The following is a 17,033-nucleotide window of genomic DNA, read 5'->3' on the forward strand; positions in this document are numbered from 1 at the left end:
ACCCTGAACCCCGCCCCCCCGTCCACCGGCGCGAGCGAAAACCTAATGGGCTCGGCAATCGCAATCATCGCCGTGGTCATGGTGATCGTGGTCATGATCATCTTCATCCATCTCCCACGACGGAAACGGGTCGGCTAACCCCCCCTCCGACGCTTGCTTCCACTCCTCATCGGTGACAAGACACGCGCCGAAAGCCGCGCGCCAATGCGACTCGTCCAGGCCGGTTCCGATCATCGCCAGTTCCTGCCGCCGGTCGCCAATAGCCATATCGTCCGCATCGCCGTACCAGTCCGCTGCAATTTCAGCTTCCAGCTCCGCATCGCCGGTCGGCCATTCGCTGCGCTCCTGCGCCGCCCACCACATGCCCGCTGGACCATGCCGCAACGCGCCGCCCGCTTGCGACAACGAGCCGCCAATATCACTACGCGTTGCCAGCCAGAAAAAGCCCTTGCAACGCAATACGCCAGGCCATTCCTGATGCACCAGCGCCCACAGCCGTTCGGGATGAAACGGCCGGCGCGCGCGATATACAAAACCACCGATATCGGAATCGGCAGACTCCGGCAGCGCATCCGGATCGGCGTTCAGCATCGCCAGCCAGCCGGGCGCGCTCGACGTCGCATCGAAGTCGAAGCGGTCCGTGTTCACCAAGTCGCTCGCCGGCACCGCACCTTGGTGGGCATCGATCAGCTCCGCGCGCGGATTGAGCGCATGCAGGATGCGCCGGAGTTTGGCGAGTGTGTCGGTATCGACGAGATCCGTCTTGTTGATCACGATCACATCGCAGAACTCGATCTGCGCGATCAGCACTTCCACCACCGTGCGGTCGTCTTGTTCGCCGCTTGGTTCGTCGTTGCCCAAGCCGCGCTCGCTCAGCGCATCCGTCGACGCGTAGTCGCGCGAAAAGCTTTCCGCGTCGACGACGGTCACGATCGTGTCGAGGTGCGCGATGTCGTTATCGAAGACCAAGCTTTCGGCGATCACCTGCGGGTCGTCGGTACCGGACGCTTCCACCACGATCGCGTCGAAGCGACCTTCAGCAGCGGCGTTGTTGATTTCACTCGATAGATCGTCAATGCGGCCGCGAACAACCGCGATGGACGTGTCGGCATGATGCGCGAGCAGATGGTCGAGCAGCGTGGTCTTGCCTACGCCTGGCAAACCGGCAAGCACGGTAACGGGCAGGGGCTGATTCATCGCGTTTGGCATCGAAAGAGGGCGCGTAGTCGCGCGAGCGGCCGCTGAAAACGGTGGCGCTTTCAAGAAAACCCGCCTCAGGTATCGGCGAGCTGGAACGCGGAATTGTGCATCAAACGCGGCTGGAACGCCGCGCCATGCGATGAAAAACAGAAGAAGCGGGACGAACCAAAACGAAACGAAGGGAAGCGAACCTGAATCAGCGCGATGCCGTCAGCAACTTCCACTTGCCCAGGATATTGATGATCTGCCTGGAGTACTGATCACGCAGCGACGGCGTTTCCGAGTGATAGGCGCCGACCGCTTGCCACGTGTTGCCATACTTGTTCATCTTCTGGCGCAAATGCCACGCGGCAATATAGACCGACTTGCACGGCTGCATCAGCGTGGTGGTCGAGATGCCGTACTGCGCGAGCTGCGTCAGGTGGACCGAATTGATCTGCATCAGACCATAGTCGATGGAACCGTTCGCGTTCTTGTTCATTGCGTCCGGCTGGTTGTGCGACTCCTGCCACGCGATCGCCCGCAGGATCAGCGGATTGACCTTTTGATACTTGGCGGCTTCATCGAAACAGTCGGCGTGCGCCGGCGCGGCTGCCAGCAAGGCGCCGAAACCAATCGCAAAGAGTCGCAAAAAAATTTTCATCATTGTTGGGTACCACCTGATCGACTGTGCGCCCTGCACCCGCAGACTGCTGCGGTAAAGACGCCACTCTCAGCAAAACCGGGTAACACCCGGCAAAACTAGGTAAGACTCTGTAAACACGGGAAAACCCGCCCGCATTTTGCACGTCCAGCGCGCCGAAGCGCTCGTATCATACCGGCAGACTATTGCGTTTTAAATTTGACGTTCCGACATAGTCAAGCCATGTGACGCCAATACATGAAAGGTAATAGAAAGTTAGACTAATCTGCCGCGTCTGCCTTTATAACGGCACGAAACTCAAATTGCTCTACTGTACGGGCGAAAACGAACAAATATGACAAATCAACCTCTTCGCTATATGGAAAGGGCTGAGTAAGGGTCAAGACGCATGGGTTTTATCTGAAGTTTTATTTTGAGATTTGTGATGCTCAAATATTTAAGGAGCATCGGCCAAGGATTAGTACATTTGTGACAAACCTGACACGAAAAGCTGCTATGGTTCACGTTTTTGGGTTATGGCATTGCCCGGGCAACGGCCCTGGAAACGTCTGTTTTAAGCCTTCGTGGTGTTAAAAGCGTCGAAAGACACGCAACACGACCGGCTTGCACCGACGTGATCAGCAGGTCTAGACATCACACTCCATGAGAAGAAAACGTATGGCATTGCGCCGTGTTGCGACCGCTTTGCTGGTGGCCGGTCTCGTCACCACGCAAATTGCGCACGCACAGGTGACACTGAATTTCGTCAATGCGGATATCGATCAGGTCGCGAAAGCGATCGGCGCAGCGACTGGGAAGACGATCATCGTCGACCCACGCGTCAAAGGTCAGTTGAATCTCGTATCGGAAAATCCGGTGCCAGAGGATCAGGCTTTGAAAACGCTGCAGTCGGCATTGAGAATGCAGGGCTTCGCACTCGTGCAAGATCACGGTGTGCTCAAAGTCGTGCCCGAAGCCGACGCCAAGCTGCAGGGCGTGCCGACCTTTGTCGGCAATGCGCCCACCGCGAGAGGCGATCAGGTCATCACCCAGGTGTTCGAGCTGCACAACGAATCGGCCAACAACGTGTTGCCGGTCCTGCGTCCGCTGATCTCGCCGAACAACACGATCGCCGCTTATCCGGCGAATAACACGCTGGTCGTCACCGACTATGCCGACAACGTGCGGCGCATCGCGAGCATTATCGCGGGCATCGACACAGCGGCGGGGCGGCAGGTCGACGTGGTGCCGCTGAAGAACGCGAATGCGCTCGACGTTGCCGAACAGCTGAACAAGCTGCTCGATCCGGGCTCGATAGGCAGCACCGACGCCACGCTGAAAGTCACCGTCACCGCCGATCCGCGCACGAACTCGCTGATGCTGCGCGCGTCCAGCGGCGCACGGCTCGCAGCCGCCAAGCAGCTTGCGCACAAGCTCGACGCGGCTACCACCCAGCCGGGCAACATGCACGTGGTCTCCCTGCGCAACGCTGACGCAACGCGCCTCGCCAAAACCCTGCGCGCGATGATGGGCAAGGGCGGCGACAGCTCGTCTTCGTCGTCGGGGTCCGGGTCTTCGAGCGGTTCAGGTTCGTTTGGCTCGAACGGTTCCAGTTCGTCCACCGGCACGAGCGGCACACCGCCGCTGCCGAGCGGACTCGGCAGCAGCAGTTCGTCGTCGGGCAGCAATCCGATGGCGGGCGGCGGCCAGAGCAAGGACTCTGGCTTCGGCAACAACGACAACAGCAGTTCCAGCGATTCACCCGGCAACGGCATGATCCAGGCCGACACGGCCACCAACTCGCTGATCATTACCGCGTCCGATCCGGTATATCGCAACTTGCGCGCGGTGATCGACCAGCTCGATGCACGCCGTGCGCAGGTTTATATCGAAGCGCTGATCGTGGAACTGTCCGCAACGACGGGCGCGAATCTCGGCATTCAGTGGCAGGGGGCGCTGCTTTCTCAAGGTGGCAACAACGGCATTTACGGCAACTCGAACCTGGGCACGGGCACGTCGAGCATCGTCGATTTGACGGCAGCCGGCGCCACGGTCGCGAACAATCCGGCGTCGCTTGCAGGTCAGACGAACATCCTCGCGCAAGGGCTCAACATCGGCCTGCTGCACAAGTTCGGCAACTTCTTCGGTCTGGGCGGTTTGCTCCAGGCGCTGTCGACATCGTCGGATGCGAACATCCTGTCCACGCCTAACCTCATCACGCTGGATAACGAGGAAGCGAAGATCGTGGTTGGCCAGAACGTGCCGGTGGTAACCGGTTCGTATGCGACACCGACCGCCAATACCGGCACGTCGGTCTCAGCGTTCAATACGTTCGACCGGCGCGACGTGGGCGTGACGCTGCATGTGAAACCGCAGATCACGACAGGCGGCATCCTGAAGCTCCAGCTCTATCAGGAAGACTCCAGCGTCGATACCACCACGACCAACAATCCCGGCGGCGTGACGATCAACACGCGCTCGATCCAGTCGACCATCCTGGCGGACGATGGTGAAATCGTCGTGCTCGGCGGCTTGATGCAGGACCAGTATTCGACGAGCAACAGCAAAGTACCGCTGCTTGGCGATATCCCGTGGATTGGCCAGCTGTTCCGCAGCGAAGCGAAGACGCGGACGAAGACCAACCTGATGGTGTTCCTGCGCCCGGTGATCGTGCGCGATCAGGCGACCAGCTCGCAGATCTCCAACGATCGCTACGAAAACCTGCGTCAGCAACAATACAACTCGACCTCCGATAACCGCATCGAGAAGGATAAGGACGTTCCGGTCCTGCCGCCGGCGCCGATCGGTCCGAGCCAGGGCGGCGTGCCGTCGCAGAACTTGTTCGACTGGAACAACATGACACGCTCGCCGTCGCAGGGTGGCAGCGCGACGTTGCCGCAGGTACCGCAACCGAAGATGCAGGATCAACAAGGGCAGTACCAGGGCCAGCAGCAGTACCAGACGGCGCAGCCGCCGGTACAGGGCCAAGGGCAAAACCAGGGCCAGCCTGCGAACGTGAACAATTACGCTGTGCCGAATAACTCGGCGCCGGGCGTGCCGCTGAACAGCAACACAGGAGTGCAGCCGTGAGCACGCTGAGTGCGTCCGTCGCCAACATTGCCACAAGCACGCCGTCGCCGCTCGCGGCACGGCTGATCCCGTACGCGTTCGCGCGGACCGGACAGATCCTGGTGGCGCATCAGCACGCGGACAGCATCGAAGTGTGGATCAGCGATAAAACCAGCGACGCGGCACTCGCCGAAGTCGCTCGCAACTTTGGCGCGCTTTCCATCGTGCGTTTGCCGGTGGCCGAGCTTTCGGCTGCGATCAATTCGGCGTACTCACGCAATGACGGCAGCGCGGCGCAGGTCGTGGGCGAAGTGGAAGGCGAAGTCGATCTGTCGCGGCTGATGCAGGACATTCCCGAAATTGAGGATTTGCTCGAATCGGAAGACGACGCGCCGATCATCCGCATGATCAATGCGCTGCTGACACAGGCAGCGCGCGAACAGGCGTCGGATATTCATATCGAACCGTTCGAGACGTCTTCGGTGGTGCGCTTTCGTGTCGATGGCACCTTGCGCGACGTCGTGCGCCCGAAGAAGGCGCTGCATGGCGCGCTGATCTCCCGTATCAAGATCATGGCGCAACTGGACATTGCGGAAAAGCGGCTGCCGCAGGATGGCCGCATTACGTTGCGCGTCGGCGGCCGGCCGGTGGACGTGCGTGTGTCCACGCTGCCGACCGGTCATGGCGAACGCGCGGTCCTGCGTCTGCTGGAAAAGGACGCGCAGCGGCTGAACCTCGAAACGCTGGGTATGGCCCGCGACACGCTGGGTCACTTCGACAAGCTGATCGGCCGACCGCACGGCATCGTGCTTGTAACTGGCCCGACCGGTTCCGGCAAGACAACCACTCTTTATGCCGCCATGTCGCGGCTCGAAACCGCCACCACCAACATCATGACGGTGGAAGATCCGATCGAATACGATCTGGGCGGGATCGGTCAGACGCAGGTGAACGAGCGCATTGGCATGACCTTCGCGCGCGCGTTGCGATCCATCCTGCGGCAGGATCCGGACATCATCATGATCGGGGAAATCCGCGATCTGGAAACGGCGCAAATTGCTGTGCAGGCATCGTTGACCGGTCACCTCGTGCTCGCAACGCTGCACACGAACGATGCGGCATCGGCTGTCACGCGTCTCACCGACATGGGCGTCGAGCCGTATCTGCTGGCGTCGTCATTGCTCGGCGTGCTCGCGCAGCGGCTGGTGCGGCAATTGTGTCCCGTGTGCAAGGAAGAGCGCTCGGAAGACGGGCACATTCATTGGCATGCAGTCGGCTGCGATAAGTGCGGCAACACGGGTTATGCGGGACGTCGCGGCGTGTACGAACTGCTGCTGCTCGACGATTCTATTCGCGCGCTGATTCATCGGAATGCATCGGATGCCGAAATTTTGACGGCCGGCCGCGCGCAGGGAATGCGCACGCTGCGCGAAGATGCAAACCGGTGGCTCGCGACCGGCGCAACGTCGCTGGAAGAGGTGCTGCGCGTGACGGGCGGAGATTAAACATCCATGCCGGCGTTTCGTTTCGAGGCAATCGATCAGGCGGGCAAGTCGCAGAAAGGCGTACTCGATGCCGACAGCGCCCGTGCCGCTCGCAGCCAACTGAGGACGCAGGGGCTGACGCCGCTGGTGGTCGAAGCGGCGGCTACTCGCACGCGGGGTGAGCGCAAACAGCGGTTATCGCTGGGGAAACGCTTGTCGCAACGCGAGCAGGCCATTCTCACGCGACAAATCGCCAGCTTGCTGACAGCGGGTCTGCCGCTCGGCGAAACGCTTTCGGTGCTGACCGAGCAATCGGAGCGCGATTACGTTCGCGAGTTGATGGCCGCCATCCGCGGCGAAGTGCTCGGCGGTCATTCGTTCGCGAATGCATTGGCGGAACATCCGCGCGATTTCCCGGAGATTTACCGCGCGCTGGTGGCCGCCGGGGAACATACCGGCAAGCTAGGACTGGTGCTGTCGCGGCTCGCGGACTACATCGAACAACGCAATGCGCTGAAGCAGAAGATCGTGCTCGCGTTTACCTATCCCGCGATCGTCACGCTGATCGCGTTCGGGATTGTCACGTTCCTGCTGAGTTACGTGGTGCCGCAAGTGGTGAACGTGTTCGCCAGCACAAAACAGGCGCTGCCGTTCCTCACCATCGCGATGATGGCGCTCTCCGGCTTCGTGCGGAACTGGTGGTGGGCCGGGCTCATCGGGGTGGCGCTGCTGAGCTGGTTCATCAAGAACCTGCTCGCGCGGCCTGGGCCGCGCATGGCGTTCGATCGCTGGCTGCTCACCGCGCCGCTGCTCGGCAAACTCGTGCGTGGCTATAACACCGTGCGTTTCGCCAGCACGCTCGCGATCCTGACAGCGGCCGGCGTGCCGATCCTCCGCGCGCTGCAGGCTGCGGGCGAAACGCTGAGCAACCGGGCGATGAGCGCGAACGTCGATGACGCGATCATCCGTGTGCGCGAAGGCACATCGCTGTCGCGGGCGCTCGGCAACACCCGGACGTTTCCGCCTGTGCTGGTGCATCTGATCCGCTCGGGCGAAGCCACCGGCGACGTCACCACCATGCTCGACCGCGCGTCGGAAGGCGAATCGCGCGAACTCGAACGCCGCACGATGTTTCTCACGAGCCTGCTGGAACCGCTGCTGATCCTTGCGATGGGTGGCATCGTGCTGGTGATCGTGCTGGCGGTGATGCTGCCGATCATCGAATTGAATAATCTGGTGCAGTGAACAAGCCCATCCCATGAATGCATTCCAGACCCGCCTGCTATCGCTCATCGCGCTCGCCATTTTTTGCGCGACGCTGACGTGGTGGGTCATCACGCTGACGACTCATCAGAGTGCGCCGTTGCCCGCGGCCGCGGCAGGGCGCGCGCCGTCGGTTGAACAGGCGGCTACGTTGTTCGGCGGCCAGTTGCATCAGCAGAACCAGGACGTGCGCCTGTTCGGGATCCTCTCGCTGCAACACGGCGCGGCGGCGATCGTGAGCTACGGGGGCGAGCCTGCGCGCGCGATCTCGCTGGGCGGGCCGCTGACGCCGGGCGTGACGATCCAGGAAGTGCGCTCGCGCTCGATCATCATCGATAGAAAGGGCAAACGCTCCGAAGTGTTCCTTCCGCCGAACGCGCCCGGCCCGACCATTTATGTGCGCTGAAGCCGCCCAGGATCAAACGGATCGGACGGGGCGACGCTTACGAAGTGAAATCTGCCCAGGCGGGAGCTATAGAATGCTTGCCTGCCCGCAACGACTGTTGATTGTTCTGACGAATGGTCGAGCGAGGGCGGCGCACGGGCATCGAACATCATGTCGGGCCTGAGCGCTGTAACGACATCAATTGGAAAGGAAGACCAAGTCATGCAAATGTGGATGAAGCGCCGCTACGAACTCCAGACGGCGCAAGGCAGCCGGGGCACTCCAGGCGCGCGTCGCCAGCGCGGTTTCACGCTGATCGAAATCATGGTCGTGATCGCGATTCTCGGTATTCTCGCCGCGTTGATCGTGCCCAAGATCATGAGCCGTCCGGACGAGGCGCGACGGGTGGCGGCGAAGGCGGATATTGGCTCGATCATGCAGTCGCTGAATCTTTATCGACTCGATAACGGCCGCTATCCTACCCAGGAGCAGGGGCTGCACGCACTGGTCGAGAAGCCGACCACCGAGCCGATCCCGAACAACTGGAAAGGCGGCGGTTATATGGATCGCGTTCCAGTCGACCCGTGGGGCAAGGAATATCAATTCCTGAACCCGGGCGTGCACGGCGAAGTGGACGTATTCAGCTATGGCGCGGACAGCAAACCGGGCGGTGAGGGCAATGACGCCGACATCGGCTCCTGGCAATAGGCTCTTTAGCGTCTTCTTGCCCCTTTAACAGAAGCCAATCGACGTGAACACGCAGCACAGGCAGGACTGTCCAGCACCCGAGGCGCCGCGCCGCGCGAAGGTGCGGCCGCAGGCCGGCTTTACGCTGCTGGAAATGCTGGTGGTGCTGGTGATCGCGGGATTGCTGGTGTCGCTGGCGTCGGTGAAGCTCACGCGCAATCCGCGCACGGATCTGAACGAGGAAGCGCAGCGTCTCGCGCTCCTGCTCGAATCTGCGGGCGACGAAGCGCAGGTGCGGGCACGGCCTATTGCGTGGCTGCCGATTGAGGGCGGTTTTCGCTTCACTATCCGCACGGAAGACGGCTGGCGTCCATTACGCGACGACCTGCTGCGCCAGCGCCGCTGGGAAGGCGGCGTGACCGGCGTGACAATCCAGTACGCCGGTACGGATCAGTCCGCGGCGCAGGTGGTGTTCGGCACTGAAGCTATCGACACCCCGATGGAAGTGACGCTCGTTTCGGCGTCGGGCAGCGTGACGATCGTCGGCACCGGCAACGGCCGTTATCAGGTGCGCTGATGCCAACGCTCGCGCCCGGCCCTCGTCACGGCCTTTCATCCAAACTTAAACTTGAACGCTCGCGCGGATTCACGATGATCGAAGTGCTCGTCGCGCTGGCGATCATCGCGGTGGCGCTGGCGGCGTCGCTGCGGGCTGTGGGCGCGCTTGCCACCGGCGAGGCGGACTTGCATCGGCGGCTCCTGGCCGGGTGGAGCGCCGACAACGAACTCGCGCAATTGCGGCTCACGCATACGTGGCCGGAAATCGGTTCGCGGACGTTCGATTGCTCGCAGGGCAATCTCAAGCTGATTTGCACCGACCGCGTGTCGGCCACGCCGAATCCGATTTTCCGGCGCGTGGAAGTCGTCGTGGAGTCGCCTGGTATCTCCGGCAATCTCGCGCAAATGGTCATGGTGGTGGCGAATGAAACCAACCGTTCGCTCTAGGCGGGACGTTCGTGGCGCTCGTGGCGCTCGCGGCTTTACGCTGATCGAGATGCTGGTCGCCATCGCGATCCTCGCGGTGATCGCGGTGCTGTCGTGGCGTGGCCTCGACCAGATCATGCGCGGCCGCACGACCATCACCAACGCGATGGAAGACGAACGCGTAGTGGCGCAATTGTTCGACCAGATGCGCATCGACGCCCGCCAGGCCGCAACCGAAGACGAAGCCGGCCAGGCCGCGGTGGCTATCGGCGGGAATGCGCTGCAGATCGTGCGCGGTGTCTACACGGCCGGCGTGGCGCCGCGCTTGCAGGTCGTGCGCTACCGCTTGACGGACAATGGCCGGGTGGTGCGATTTGCGTCGCCGACGCTCGGCAATGTGGGTGAGGTGCGGCGGGCGTTATCGGCGTCGGACAACTCCGACGGCTGGACCGCGATACCGCTGATGGGAGGCGTCTCGACCTTCGCCACGCGCGCCTACGTGCCCCAATCCGGCTGGACGATGCGCATGGCCGACGTGGCGGCGCGAATCACGCTGAACGACAACAACCTGAAAGTGCCGCAGCTCGGCAATGAGCCGTTGGCGCGCGCGGTGACGGGCATTCAGATCGCGGTCGGCGCGCACAATCTGGCGCAGCCGATCACGCGCGTGTTTCTGATCGGAGAATGACCATGCGTTCTTCATCGGCTCAGGCGAAAGGAATCAGGTCTGCGAGGCCTTCCAGGCATGTGCAACAGCGCGGCGTCGCGATCATCAGTGCGCTGCTGGTCGTGGCGTTGTCGGCCATCATCGTGTCGGGATTGTTGTGGCGCGAGCAGGTGCAGGTCCGCCGTATCGAGAACCAGAAGCTGCTCGCACAGGCGCAATGGATCTCGCGCAGCGCGCTGGACTGGACCCGGTTGATCCTGCGATCCGAAGCGGATACCTCGCCGACCGTCACGTATCTCGGCGGCGTATGGGGTGTGCCGATCGCGAAAACGCGGCTGTCGGATTTCCTCGGACAAATTGGCGATGTGCGGGCGCAGCAGGGCGCATCAACGTATCTGTCGGGATCAATTGAAGACGCGCAGGCCAAGTTCAACCTGCGCAACCTCGTCTCCACGCCTACGCCCGGCTTGCTGATCATCGATGCGCAGGAGATTGCGTCGTTCCAGCGGCTGTTGACGCTGCTCGGGCTGGACGCGTCTCTGGCGAAAAACGTCGCGCTGCAGATTCGCGCCGGACTGGCGCAATCTGCGACGCGGTTCCAGACGCAATCGACCACCGCCGCCGCGAACACCACGCCGTCCACCGTGGCGGCCGCGATCGCGCAGGGCGGCGGAACGGGCGGCGGCAATTTCACCGATGACCCCGGCCTCGCCGATGCGGACAGCGACACGCCCGTCGCGCCGCTGCAGATGATCAACGTGGAGTCGCTGCTCGATGTCCCCGGTTTTTCGCCGGAAGCCGTGGAGAAATTGCGGCCGTTCGTGACGGTGTTGCCGACCACGACGTCGGTGAACATGAATACCGCGACGGCTGAAGTGATTGCGGCGACGGTGCCTGGCATGTCGCTTTCGCAGGCGCAGGCGTTTGTCGCGCGCCGCGAGACCGTGTTTTTCCACGATGTCGCCAACGTGGAGCTTGGGCTGACCGGCGCGGGCGCGAACACCGCCAACATCGATTTGAATCAGATGGACGTGACCACCAAGTATTTCCTGATCCACGGCCGCGTGCAGCACGAGCGGGCGGAAGTGGACCGGACAACTTTGCTTTATCGCGATCCAGCGACGCATAGCACGCGTATTGTCTATGTTCGTGACCAGCTTTGATGCGTTTGGACGGATTTCATCGCGGCAATTCCATTGCGGCAATTTCATTGCGACGTCGCAGTACAGTGAATAACTTTCGATTCAGAAAACAAGAGAGCGGCCTTTGAGCACATTGATCGTCCTACTGCCGCCGCGCGATCCGGCGGTGCGCTCCGAAGAGTGGCATTTGCCGGAGCTGCCCTTTTTGCTGCTCGACAAGCGCAACGTCACGCAGCGCTCCGGCCGCGCCGCGCTTTCGCTGCTGCCGCGCGCGAGCGCGACGGTGCTGATCGTCGCCGCGCGCGACCTGTTGCTGACCGCCGCGCAAATGCCGCCGCTGAAAGGGCCGCGCTTGCGCCAGGCGTTGCCCAACGTGGTCGAGGACCAGTTGATCCAGGATCCGCAGACGTGCCATATCGCTGTCGATCCGGTCGCGCTCGCGAGCGGCCGGCGCGTGCTGGCGGTGATCGATCGCGGCTGGTTCCGCTTCGTGCTCGAGGCGTTTGCGAACGCGGGGCATCGGAACGTGAAGGCCGTGCCGGCCATGCGCTGCCTGCCGCTGCATGAAAGCGCCGCCGATACCCCGAATCCGTTCGTCGCGGGCATCCTGGGCGACGTGCTGGCAACCGCTCCGGTTTTGCTCGGCGGCGGTACGCTCCGGCCGCCGGAGAGCGCTACGACGCGTGTAGAGATAGCCATTGCACGCGGCGAGCACGCGGCGCTGGGAGAAGGTCTGGCCATTCCCACCGATGCCGTGACGTCCACGCTCAGCGCGCTCGCGGGCGCCCAGCCGGCCACGCTGTACGCCCTGCGCGACGTTCCCGGCGCCGAGCCGCGGTTGGCAACGGCTCGGCCCGCGATTCCCGGCGCGCAGCCACTGACGTTCGAAACTCTCGCACGCAACGCGCTCACGAACCACTTCGACCTGTGCCAGTTCGAGTTCGCCGCGCAGCCGTGGCGGCTCGACCGCGCGACCATGCGGCGCCTGAAGCTGCCGGTGGCGCTGCTGGCCGGGGCGCTGGTGGTATCGATGATCGGCATCAATATTCAATGGCTGCAGCTCGCCCGGCAACGCGACGCGATCAACGCGCAGATGACCGAAACGCTCCTCAACACGTTCCCGAAAACCACCGTCGTGCTGGATGCGCCCGACCAGATGTCGCGTCAGCTCGACCGCTTGCGGCTCGTGTCGGGGCAACTGTCGCCGTCTGATTTCCTCTCTCTCGCCGATGCCCTCGCCCGCTCGCTCGGCCCGATTCCGGTGAATGGCATTGCGGGGCTGGATTACCACGAGCGGCGGCTGGAGGTGACCTTCAAGCCGGAAACCAAGGTCGATCCCGGCTTGCAGAGACGGTTGGAGACGAACGGGCTGGCAGGCGGTATCGACAGCAATACCGGCAAGTGGACCGTCAGGAGCGCCCAATGAAACAAACCCTCATCGACACTTGGGGCGAGTTCTGGAACGCGCGCACCCAGCGCGAAAAAACCATCCTGATGTGGGGTGGGCTCGTGGTGGCGATTGCGATCGTGTACCTGGTGTTGTGGGCACCCGCGTATGAAGGCCGTGCCCGGCTTCGCAGCGCGCTGCCCGGCATGCAGCTCCAGCTCGCGCAGATGACCGCGCAAGCGAACGAGGCGCGCTCGCTGGCAGGCGGCGGGCAGGGTGTCACGCCGACCGGAGGCGCGTTGCGCGACGCGCTGTCGAAGTCCCTCACCGATAACAACATGCCCCCCGCGCAGGTCCAGGTGGTCGGCTCGGGCGTGCAGATCCAGTTGAAGAACGCGTCGTTCCCGGAATGGACGGTTTGGCTGGACAGTGTCCGCAAGCAGTTCAAGGTGCAGGTCAGCGAGGCGCATATCACGGCGCTGAAACCCGACGGTCAGGTGGATCTGACGGCATCGTTGCAACCGGCCCAGGTGCAATGAACTACGGCATGCGGCGGCTTCTCGCGGCGTGGCCGTGGTTCGTGGTGGCGGGAGCCTCGGTGGTCGTGATGCTGGCCTTCATGATGCCGGCGGCCTGGATCGTGCCGCAATTCGCGAAGTCCACGGACGGCCACGTGAATCTCGTCGATCCTGCCGGTTCCCTCTGGAAGGGTTCGGCCACGCTCATGCTGGCGACCGGCAGCGGTGCGGCCGCTGCCGGCGGCGCGACGCTCTTGCCGGGACGGATCGAGTGGCGCACGGCTTTCTGGCCTTTGTTCACCGGCCATGTGCGCATGGAGATGCGTCAGACGGACTCCATGCCGGATCCGGTTTTCGTCGATGCCAGTCTCGCCGGTTCGACCGTCTCGCCGGGCGCGATTGCCGTGCCGGCGAGCCTGCTCTCGGGTCTGGGCGCGCCGTTCAACACGCTCAACATGGAGGGCAATGTGCGCCTCGCCTGGACCGAATGGCGGATGCTCGGGCAAAACACGTACGGGCAGGTGATCGTGACGCTCGGCGACATGGCGTCGAGCGTGTCGCGCGTGAAGCCGCTGGGATCATATAAGGTGGTGTTTCAGGCGGAAGGCCAGGCGGGAACGATCAACCTGACAACGACGTCTCAAGGGCCGTTGCTGTTGAGTGGACAAGGGACGGTGTCGAAGACATCGAACGCGTTCAACGGCGTGGCTACAGCCACACCGGAGGCTCGCGAAAACCTGGCGGGATTGTTGAACCTGCTCGGACGGCATACGGGACCGGATAGCGTCGAGCTGACCTTCGTTAGATAAGGATATGGCGCCGAAGGGCCGCGTTAGCCGCGCTTTGCCTGCCACTTCCGCCACCGCGTTAGCCGTGAAGGACGTGGCGTACCGGTGTAGACAGTAGGACTCCGCGGCATCCTCGCCCCGGCGCGTCTTATTCTTTAACCGTACCGCCGTTGGTGGCCGCAACGGTCGACGAACTTTGCGCGGAATTCAACGCAGCGCTCGACTCCTGCACCGCAACGCCACTCGCAGGAACCGCAACCGGCGCCGCTGCGCTGCCGGTTTCCTGATCCATTTGCGCCGAGTCCCAGCCGCCACCGAGTGCCTTGATCAAACCCACCGACGACACCATCCGTTCCCCGGCGATATTCGCCAGCTTTTGCTCTGCGGTGAACGCCGTGGTCTGCGCCGTGAGCACGTTGATGAACCCGACCGTGCCCGACTTGTACTGATTAGTCACGATAGCCAGCGCCTGCTGCGCCGACGCCACCGCTTGCTGCTGGATCCCAACCTCGTTTCCGAGAATTCTCTGCGACGCCAGGTTGTCCTCGACATCCTGGAACGCGGTCAGCACCGTCTGCCGGTACGTTGCCACGGCCGAGTCATACGACGCGCGCGCCGCTTCGGTTTGAGCGGCCCGCAAGCCGCCATCGAAAATGGTCGCGGCGAGATCCGGCCCAAGCGTCCAGAAGCGCGAGGGCGCAGTCAGCAATTGCGAAAATATGGAGCTTTGAAAACCGCCGCTCGCCGACAAGGTCAGCGTGGGGAAGAACGCGGCAATTGCCACGCCGATCTGCTCGTTCGCTTGCGCCGCCTTGCGCTCGGCCGACGCAATGTCGGGCCGCCGTTCGAGGATGGCAGACGGCAGTTGCAGCGGTACGTCGGGCGGCGTGGCGTCGAGCGGTGACGAAGCGATGGAGAACGTCGACGCCGGCTCGCCGACCAGCACGGCGATCGCGTGTTCGTATTGCGCGCGGGCGACACCGTTATCAATAGCCGACGCTTGTGCCGATTGCAATTGCGTTTGCGCCTGGATCACGTCCGAGCGGGCGGCCGTGCCTTGCGCGTACTGGTTCTGCGTGAGTTGCAGCGTGCGCTGATACGCGGCGACGGTGTCGTCGAGGAGCTTTTGTTGCGCGTCCAGCGAACGCAACTGGAAGTAAGTCTGCGCGAGCGAGCCTTGCGCCGAGAGCTGGGCGTTGGCGAGATCGGCCGCGGCGCTTTGTTCACCGGCGCGCTGCGCGCCGACCGTCCGGCTGACGGTGCCCCACAAATCCGGTTCCCACGATGCATCGAGGGAAAGATCGTAGCTATTGTTGATTGAACCGCCGCTGGAGACTGAGCCGGTCGAGCGGCTGGAGGAACGTGCCCGCGAGCCCGTTCCCGATATCCCCAAGGTCGGGAAATACGCCGCGCGCGCTTCCGAGACGAGCGCCCGGGACTGCCGGTAAGCCGCCGCGAATTGCGCAATAGTCTGGTTCGACGCGTTCAGCCGCGTTTCGAGGTCGTTCAACTGCGGATCGTTATAAATCGCCCACCAATTTCCACGATCCGTCCGGTCGGAAGGCTGCGCGACTTTCCAGCCTTCGGGCGCCTCTTTATACGATGCGGGAACAGTAGTGTCGGGGCGTTTGTAGTTCGGACCGACGGCGCAACCGGCCATTGTCAGTGCCAGGGCTACGGCCAGGACGATTGCGGACTTACGAGGAAAGACGGGTATTAGGGTGAACGGCATCTGCTCTGGATTCCTGTCGGAGGTTGCGTGCGCTTCGACACAACGTGGCGTGAAGCGCTTCATACAACTGGTCCGAAATGGTAACTGAACGCGCGCGAAGGGCGGGCGTCGGGCAGGCGTTAGGGTAACGGTTTGAAAGGTAGCTGGGTGTTACCCGCCGTGTGGGTTCGGTTACGGGTCGTTACGCAAACTGGAGTTGCGTAATTTGCATAACGACGCGCCAGGAACAGCGGCGAGGGCTCAGGCGTCGCAGTGTTTCGGACGACAGAGCAGTGGAGTCTTGGCGGGAGCCGGGTCCGCCGCATTGCGCGTGCGGCGATTTTCGAACCACGCCGCACCCAGTACGACAAACGAGCCACCCGGCAGCAAGAACACGATCACATACAGCGCCAGCTTCCATGTGCTCAGATTGGGCGGCAGGATGTGCAGCAAGGTGGCACTGATCGAGTGGCCGAAGCGTCGGCCGAGGAGGAGGGTGGTTTGGGCAGCGCGGTTCATCGGGTAAATCCATTTTTGCATCGAATGGTTCGATGCTTTCAGTCGGTCAGAACATGGTCTCGGGTGGCGCTTTAGCGCGTAACTCGTTGCTTAGAATAATATTGACTATGCAATCTATTTTCAAGATGCGTTTCTTAGCAAATTTTTGCAGTGTTGTTTTTCAGTCGCGGGCGCGGGGCTTGTGTCGGATGGGTACGCGTTGGCTGGCGGATGCGGCGCGTCGTTTTGGTTCGGGGACTTTCATCGTGTTCGTTTTGCGCGCTACGATCGGCCGTGCTTTGATGGACGGCCCGCGGCTTTTGAGCTCCGCGTGAATTTCCCTAGCCGGAAGCGGTAGAGGCTGCTGCTTACCGCTTTTAGCCCACCAGAACAGGGACTTTTGGGGAAAAATGCACCTTGGGCGGGAGGGTCGTTGCGCATCTGACAGGCCGCGTTTCATCCGGAGTCAGGCGAGCGATCCAGATCCGAAGAGATTCGCCGGCGCCGAAAAACGATGCAAGCGTTTAAGGCAAATCTGGAGACTTTAGATTGGACACATCGGCGCCTGTTTGGAGTCGGCGGAGTCACCGCGAGCACACCGAAGAGGTGAAGTCACGGCTGATTACGG

Annotated in this window: 16 protein-coding genes; 12 read left to right on the top strand and 4 right to left on the bottom strand. The window is 62.5% G+C overall.

Annotated elements, in window-relative coordinates; all coding sequences use genetic code 11:
• Positions 1 to 42 precede the first annotated feature (42 nt).
• Positions 43 to 1,197: a GTP-binding protein gene (locus FH08_RS0124815; RefSeq protein WP_031360951.1), complete on the bottom strand. Its 1,155-nt coding sequence runs from the start codon at positions 1,195 to 1,197 to the stop codon at positions 43 to 45.
• A gap of 199 nt (positions 1,198 to 1,396) precedes the next feature.
• Positions 1,397 to 1,843 (bottom strand): lytic transglycosylase domain-containing protein, encoded by a 447-nt coding sequence (locus tag FH08_RS0124825; RefSeq protein WP_152602916.1) that lies wholly within the window; start codon positions 1,841 to 1,843, stop codon positions 1,397 to 1,399.
• A 657-nt stretch (positions 1,844 to 2,500) separates the two neighbouring features.
• On the opposite strand from FH08_RS0124825, the gene gspD reads away from it, so the two are divergent.
• From gspD to FH08_RS0124885, 12 genes are all read left to right on the top strand, one after another.
• Complete coding sequence (gene gspD, locus FH08_RS0124830; RefSeq protein ID WP_035567087.1) at positions 2,501 to 4,912, top strand: type II secretion system secretin GspD; 2,412 nt, start codon at positions 2,501 to 2,503, stop codon at positions 4,910 to 4,912.
• On the top strand, positions 4,909 to 6,396 hold the full coding sequence (gene gspE / locus FH08_RS0124835; RefSeq protein ID WP_031360954.1) for a type II secretion system ATPase GspE: 1,488 nt from the start codon (positions 4,909 to 4,911) through the stop codon (positions 6,394 to 6,396). Before gspD ends, gspE begins: the two co-directional genes overlap by 4 nt.
• Before the next feature lie 6 nt (positions 6,397 to 6,402).
• Positions 6,403 to 7,620, top strand: coding sequence for a type II secretion system inner membrane protein GspF (gene gspF, locus FH08_RS0124840; protein ID WP_031360955.1), 1,218 nt, complete (start codon positions 6,403 to 6,405; stop codon positions 7,618 to 7,620).
• 13 nt (positions 7,621 to 7,633) lie between these two features.
• A complete protein-coding gene (locus FH08_RS0124845; protein WP_031360956.1) occupies positions 7,634 to 8,044 on the top strand; it encodes a general secretion pathway protein GspC in 411 nt (136 codons plus the stop codon).
• Between the two features lie 201 nt (positions 8,045 to 8,245).
• Positions 8,246 to 8,731, top strand: a complete 486-nt coding sequence (gspG, locus tag FH08_RS0124850; RefSeq protein ID WP_031360957.1) for a type II secretion system major pseudopilin GspG — start codon at positions 8,246 to 8,248, stop codon at positions 8,729 to 8,731.
• 43 nt (positions 8,732 to 8,774) lie between these two features.
• Complete coding sequence (locus FH08_RS0124855) at positions 8,775 to 9,287, top strand: GspH/FimT family pseudopilin (RefSeq protein ID WP_051888486.1); 513 nt, start codon at positions 8,775 to 8,777, stop codon at positions 9,285 to 9,287.
• Positions 9,287 to 9,715 (top strand): type II secretion system minor pseudopilin GspI, encoded by a 429-nt coding sequence (gspI, locus tag FH08_RS0124860; RefSeq protein WP_051888487.1) that lies wholly within the window; start codon positions 9,287 to 9,289, stop codon positions 9,713 to 9,715. The genes FH08_RS0124855 and gspI overlap by 1 nt, the downstream gene beginning before the upstream one ends.
• Positions 9,693 to 10,382 (top strand): PulJ/GspJ family protein, encoded by a 690-nt coding sequence (locus FH08_RS0124865; protein ID WP_031360960.1) that lies wholly within the window; start codon positions 9,693 to 9,695, stop codon positions 10,380 to 10,382. Before gspI ends, FH08_RS0124865 begins: the two co-directional genes overlap by 23 nt.
• A 2-nt stretch (positions 10,383 to 10,384) precedes the next feature.
• Entirely contained in the window at positions 10,385 to 11,524 is a 1,140-nt protein-coding gene (gene gspK / locus FH08_RS0124870) for a type II secretion system minor pseudopilin GspK (RefSeq protein ID WP_031360961.1), read from the top strand.
• Positions 11,525 to 11,627: 103 nt separating this feature from the next.
• On the top strand, positions 11,628 to 12,929 hold the full coding sequence (gene gspL / locus FH08_RS0124875) for a type II secretion system protein GspL (RefSeq protein ID WP_031360962.1): 1,302 nt from the start codon (positions 11,628 to 11,630) through the stop codon (positions 12,927 to 12,929).
• The gene (gspM, locus tag FH08_RS0124880) at positions 12,926 to 13,429 is read left to right on the top strand and encodes a type II secretion system protein GspM (RefSeq protein ID WP_031360963.1); all 504 of its coding nucleotides are present in this window, start codon (positions 12,926 to 12,928) and stop codon (positions 13,427 to 13,429) included. The genes gspL and gspM overlap by 4 nt, the downstream gene beginning before the upstream one ends.
• A complete protein-coding gene (locus FH08_RS0124885) occupies positions 13,426 to 14,217 on the top strand; it encodes a type II secretion system protein N (protein ID WP_031360964.1) in 792 nt (263 codons plus the stop codon). The genes gspM and FH08_RS0124885 overlap by 4 nt, the downstream gene beginning before the upstream one ends.
• A gap of 127 nt (positions 14,218 to 14,344) precedes the next feature.
• On the opposite strand, the gene FH08_RS0124890 is transcribed toward FH08_RS0124885, so the two are convergent.
• Both FH08_RS0124890 and FH08_RS0124895 read right to left on the bottom strand, forming a co-directional pair.
• Positions 14,345 to 15,928 carry an efflux transporter outer membrane subunit gene (locus FH08_RS0124890; protein WP_051888488.1) on the bottom strand — a complete coding sequence of 528 codons (1,584 nt, stop codon included), beginning with the start codon at positions 15,926 to 15,928 and terminating at the stop codon, positions 14,345 to 14,347.
• A gap of 240 nt (positions 15,929 to 16,168) precedes the next feature.
• Positions 16,169 to 16,426, bottom strand: a complete 258-nt coding sequence (locus FH08_RS0124895; RefSeq protein ID WP_031360966.1) for a hypothetical protein — start codon at positions 16,424 to 16,426, stop codon at positions 16,169 to 16,171.
• Positions 16,427 to 17,033: the final 607 nt, after the last annotated feature.

It is taken from the genome of Caballeronia sordidicola (assembly GCF_000729995.1).
GTDB lineage: Bacteria > Pseudomonadota > Gammaproteobacteria > Burkholderiales > Burkholderiaceae > Caballeronia > Caballeronia sordidicola_A.

Coding starts and splice junctions, on each gene's coding strand:
- FH08_RS0124815 (WP_031360951.1), bottom strand. CDS start 1,197: ATGAATCAGCCCCTGCCCGTTACCGTGCTTGCCGGTTTGCCAGGCGTA.
- FH08_RS0124825 (WP_152602916.1), bottom strand. CDS start 1,843: ATGAAAATTTTTTTGCGACTCTTTGCGATTGGTTTCGGCGCCTTGCTG.
- gspD (WP_035567087.1), top strand. CDS start 2,501: ATGGCATTGCGCCGTGTTGCGACCGCTTTGCTGGTGGCCGGTCTCGTC.
- gspF (WP_031360955.1), top strand. CDS start 6,403: ATGCCGGCGTTTCGTTTCGAGGCAATCGATCAGGCGGGCAAGTCGCAG.
- FH08_RS0124845 (WP_031360956.1), top strand. CDS start 7,634: ATGAATGCATTCCAGACCCGCCTGCTATCGCTCATCGCGCTCGCCATT.
- gspG (WP_031360957.1), top strand. CDS start 8,246: ATGCAAATGTGGATGAAGCGCCGCTACGAACTCCAGACGGCGCAAGGC.
- gspI (WP_051888487.1), top strand. CDS start 9,287: ATGCCAACGCTCGCGCCCGGCCCTCGTCACGGCCTTTCATCCAAACTT.
- FH08_RS0124865 (WP_031360960.1), top strand. CDS start 9,693: ATGAAACCAACCGTTCGCTCTAGGCGGGACGTTCGTGGCGCTCGTGGC.
- gspK (WP_031360961.1), top strand. CDS start 10,385: ATGCGTTCTTCATCGGCTCAGGCGAAAGGAATCAGGTCTGCGAGGCCT.
- gspM (WP_031360963.1), top strand. CDS start 12,926: ATGAAACAAACCCTCATCGACACTTGGGGCGAGTTCTGGAACGCGCGC.
- FH08_RS0124885 (WP_031360964.1), top strand. CDS start 13,426: ATGAACTACGGCATGCGGCGGCTTCTCGCGGCGTGGCCGTGGTTCGTG.
- FH08_RS0124890 (WP_051888488.1), bottom strand. CDS start 15,928: ATGCCGTTCACCCTAATACCCGTCTTTCCTCGTAAGTCCGCAATCGTC.
- FH08_RS0124895 (WP_031360966.1), bottom strand. CDS start 16,426: ATGAACCGCGCTGCCCAAACCACCCTCCTCCTCGGCCGACGCTTCGGC.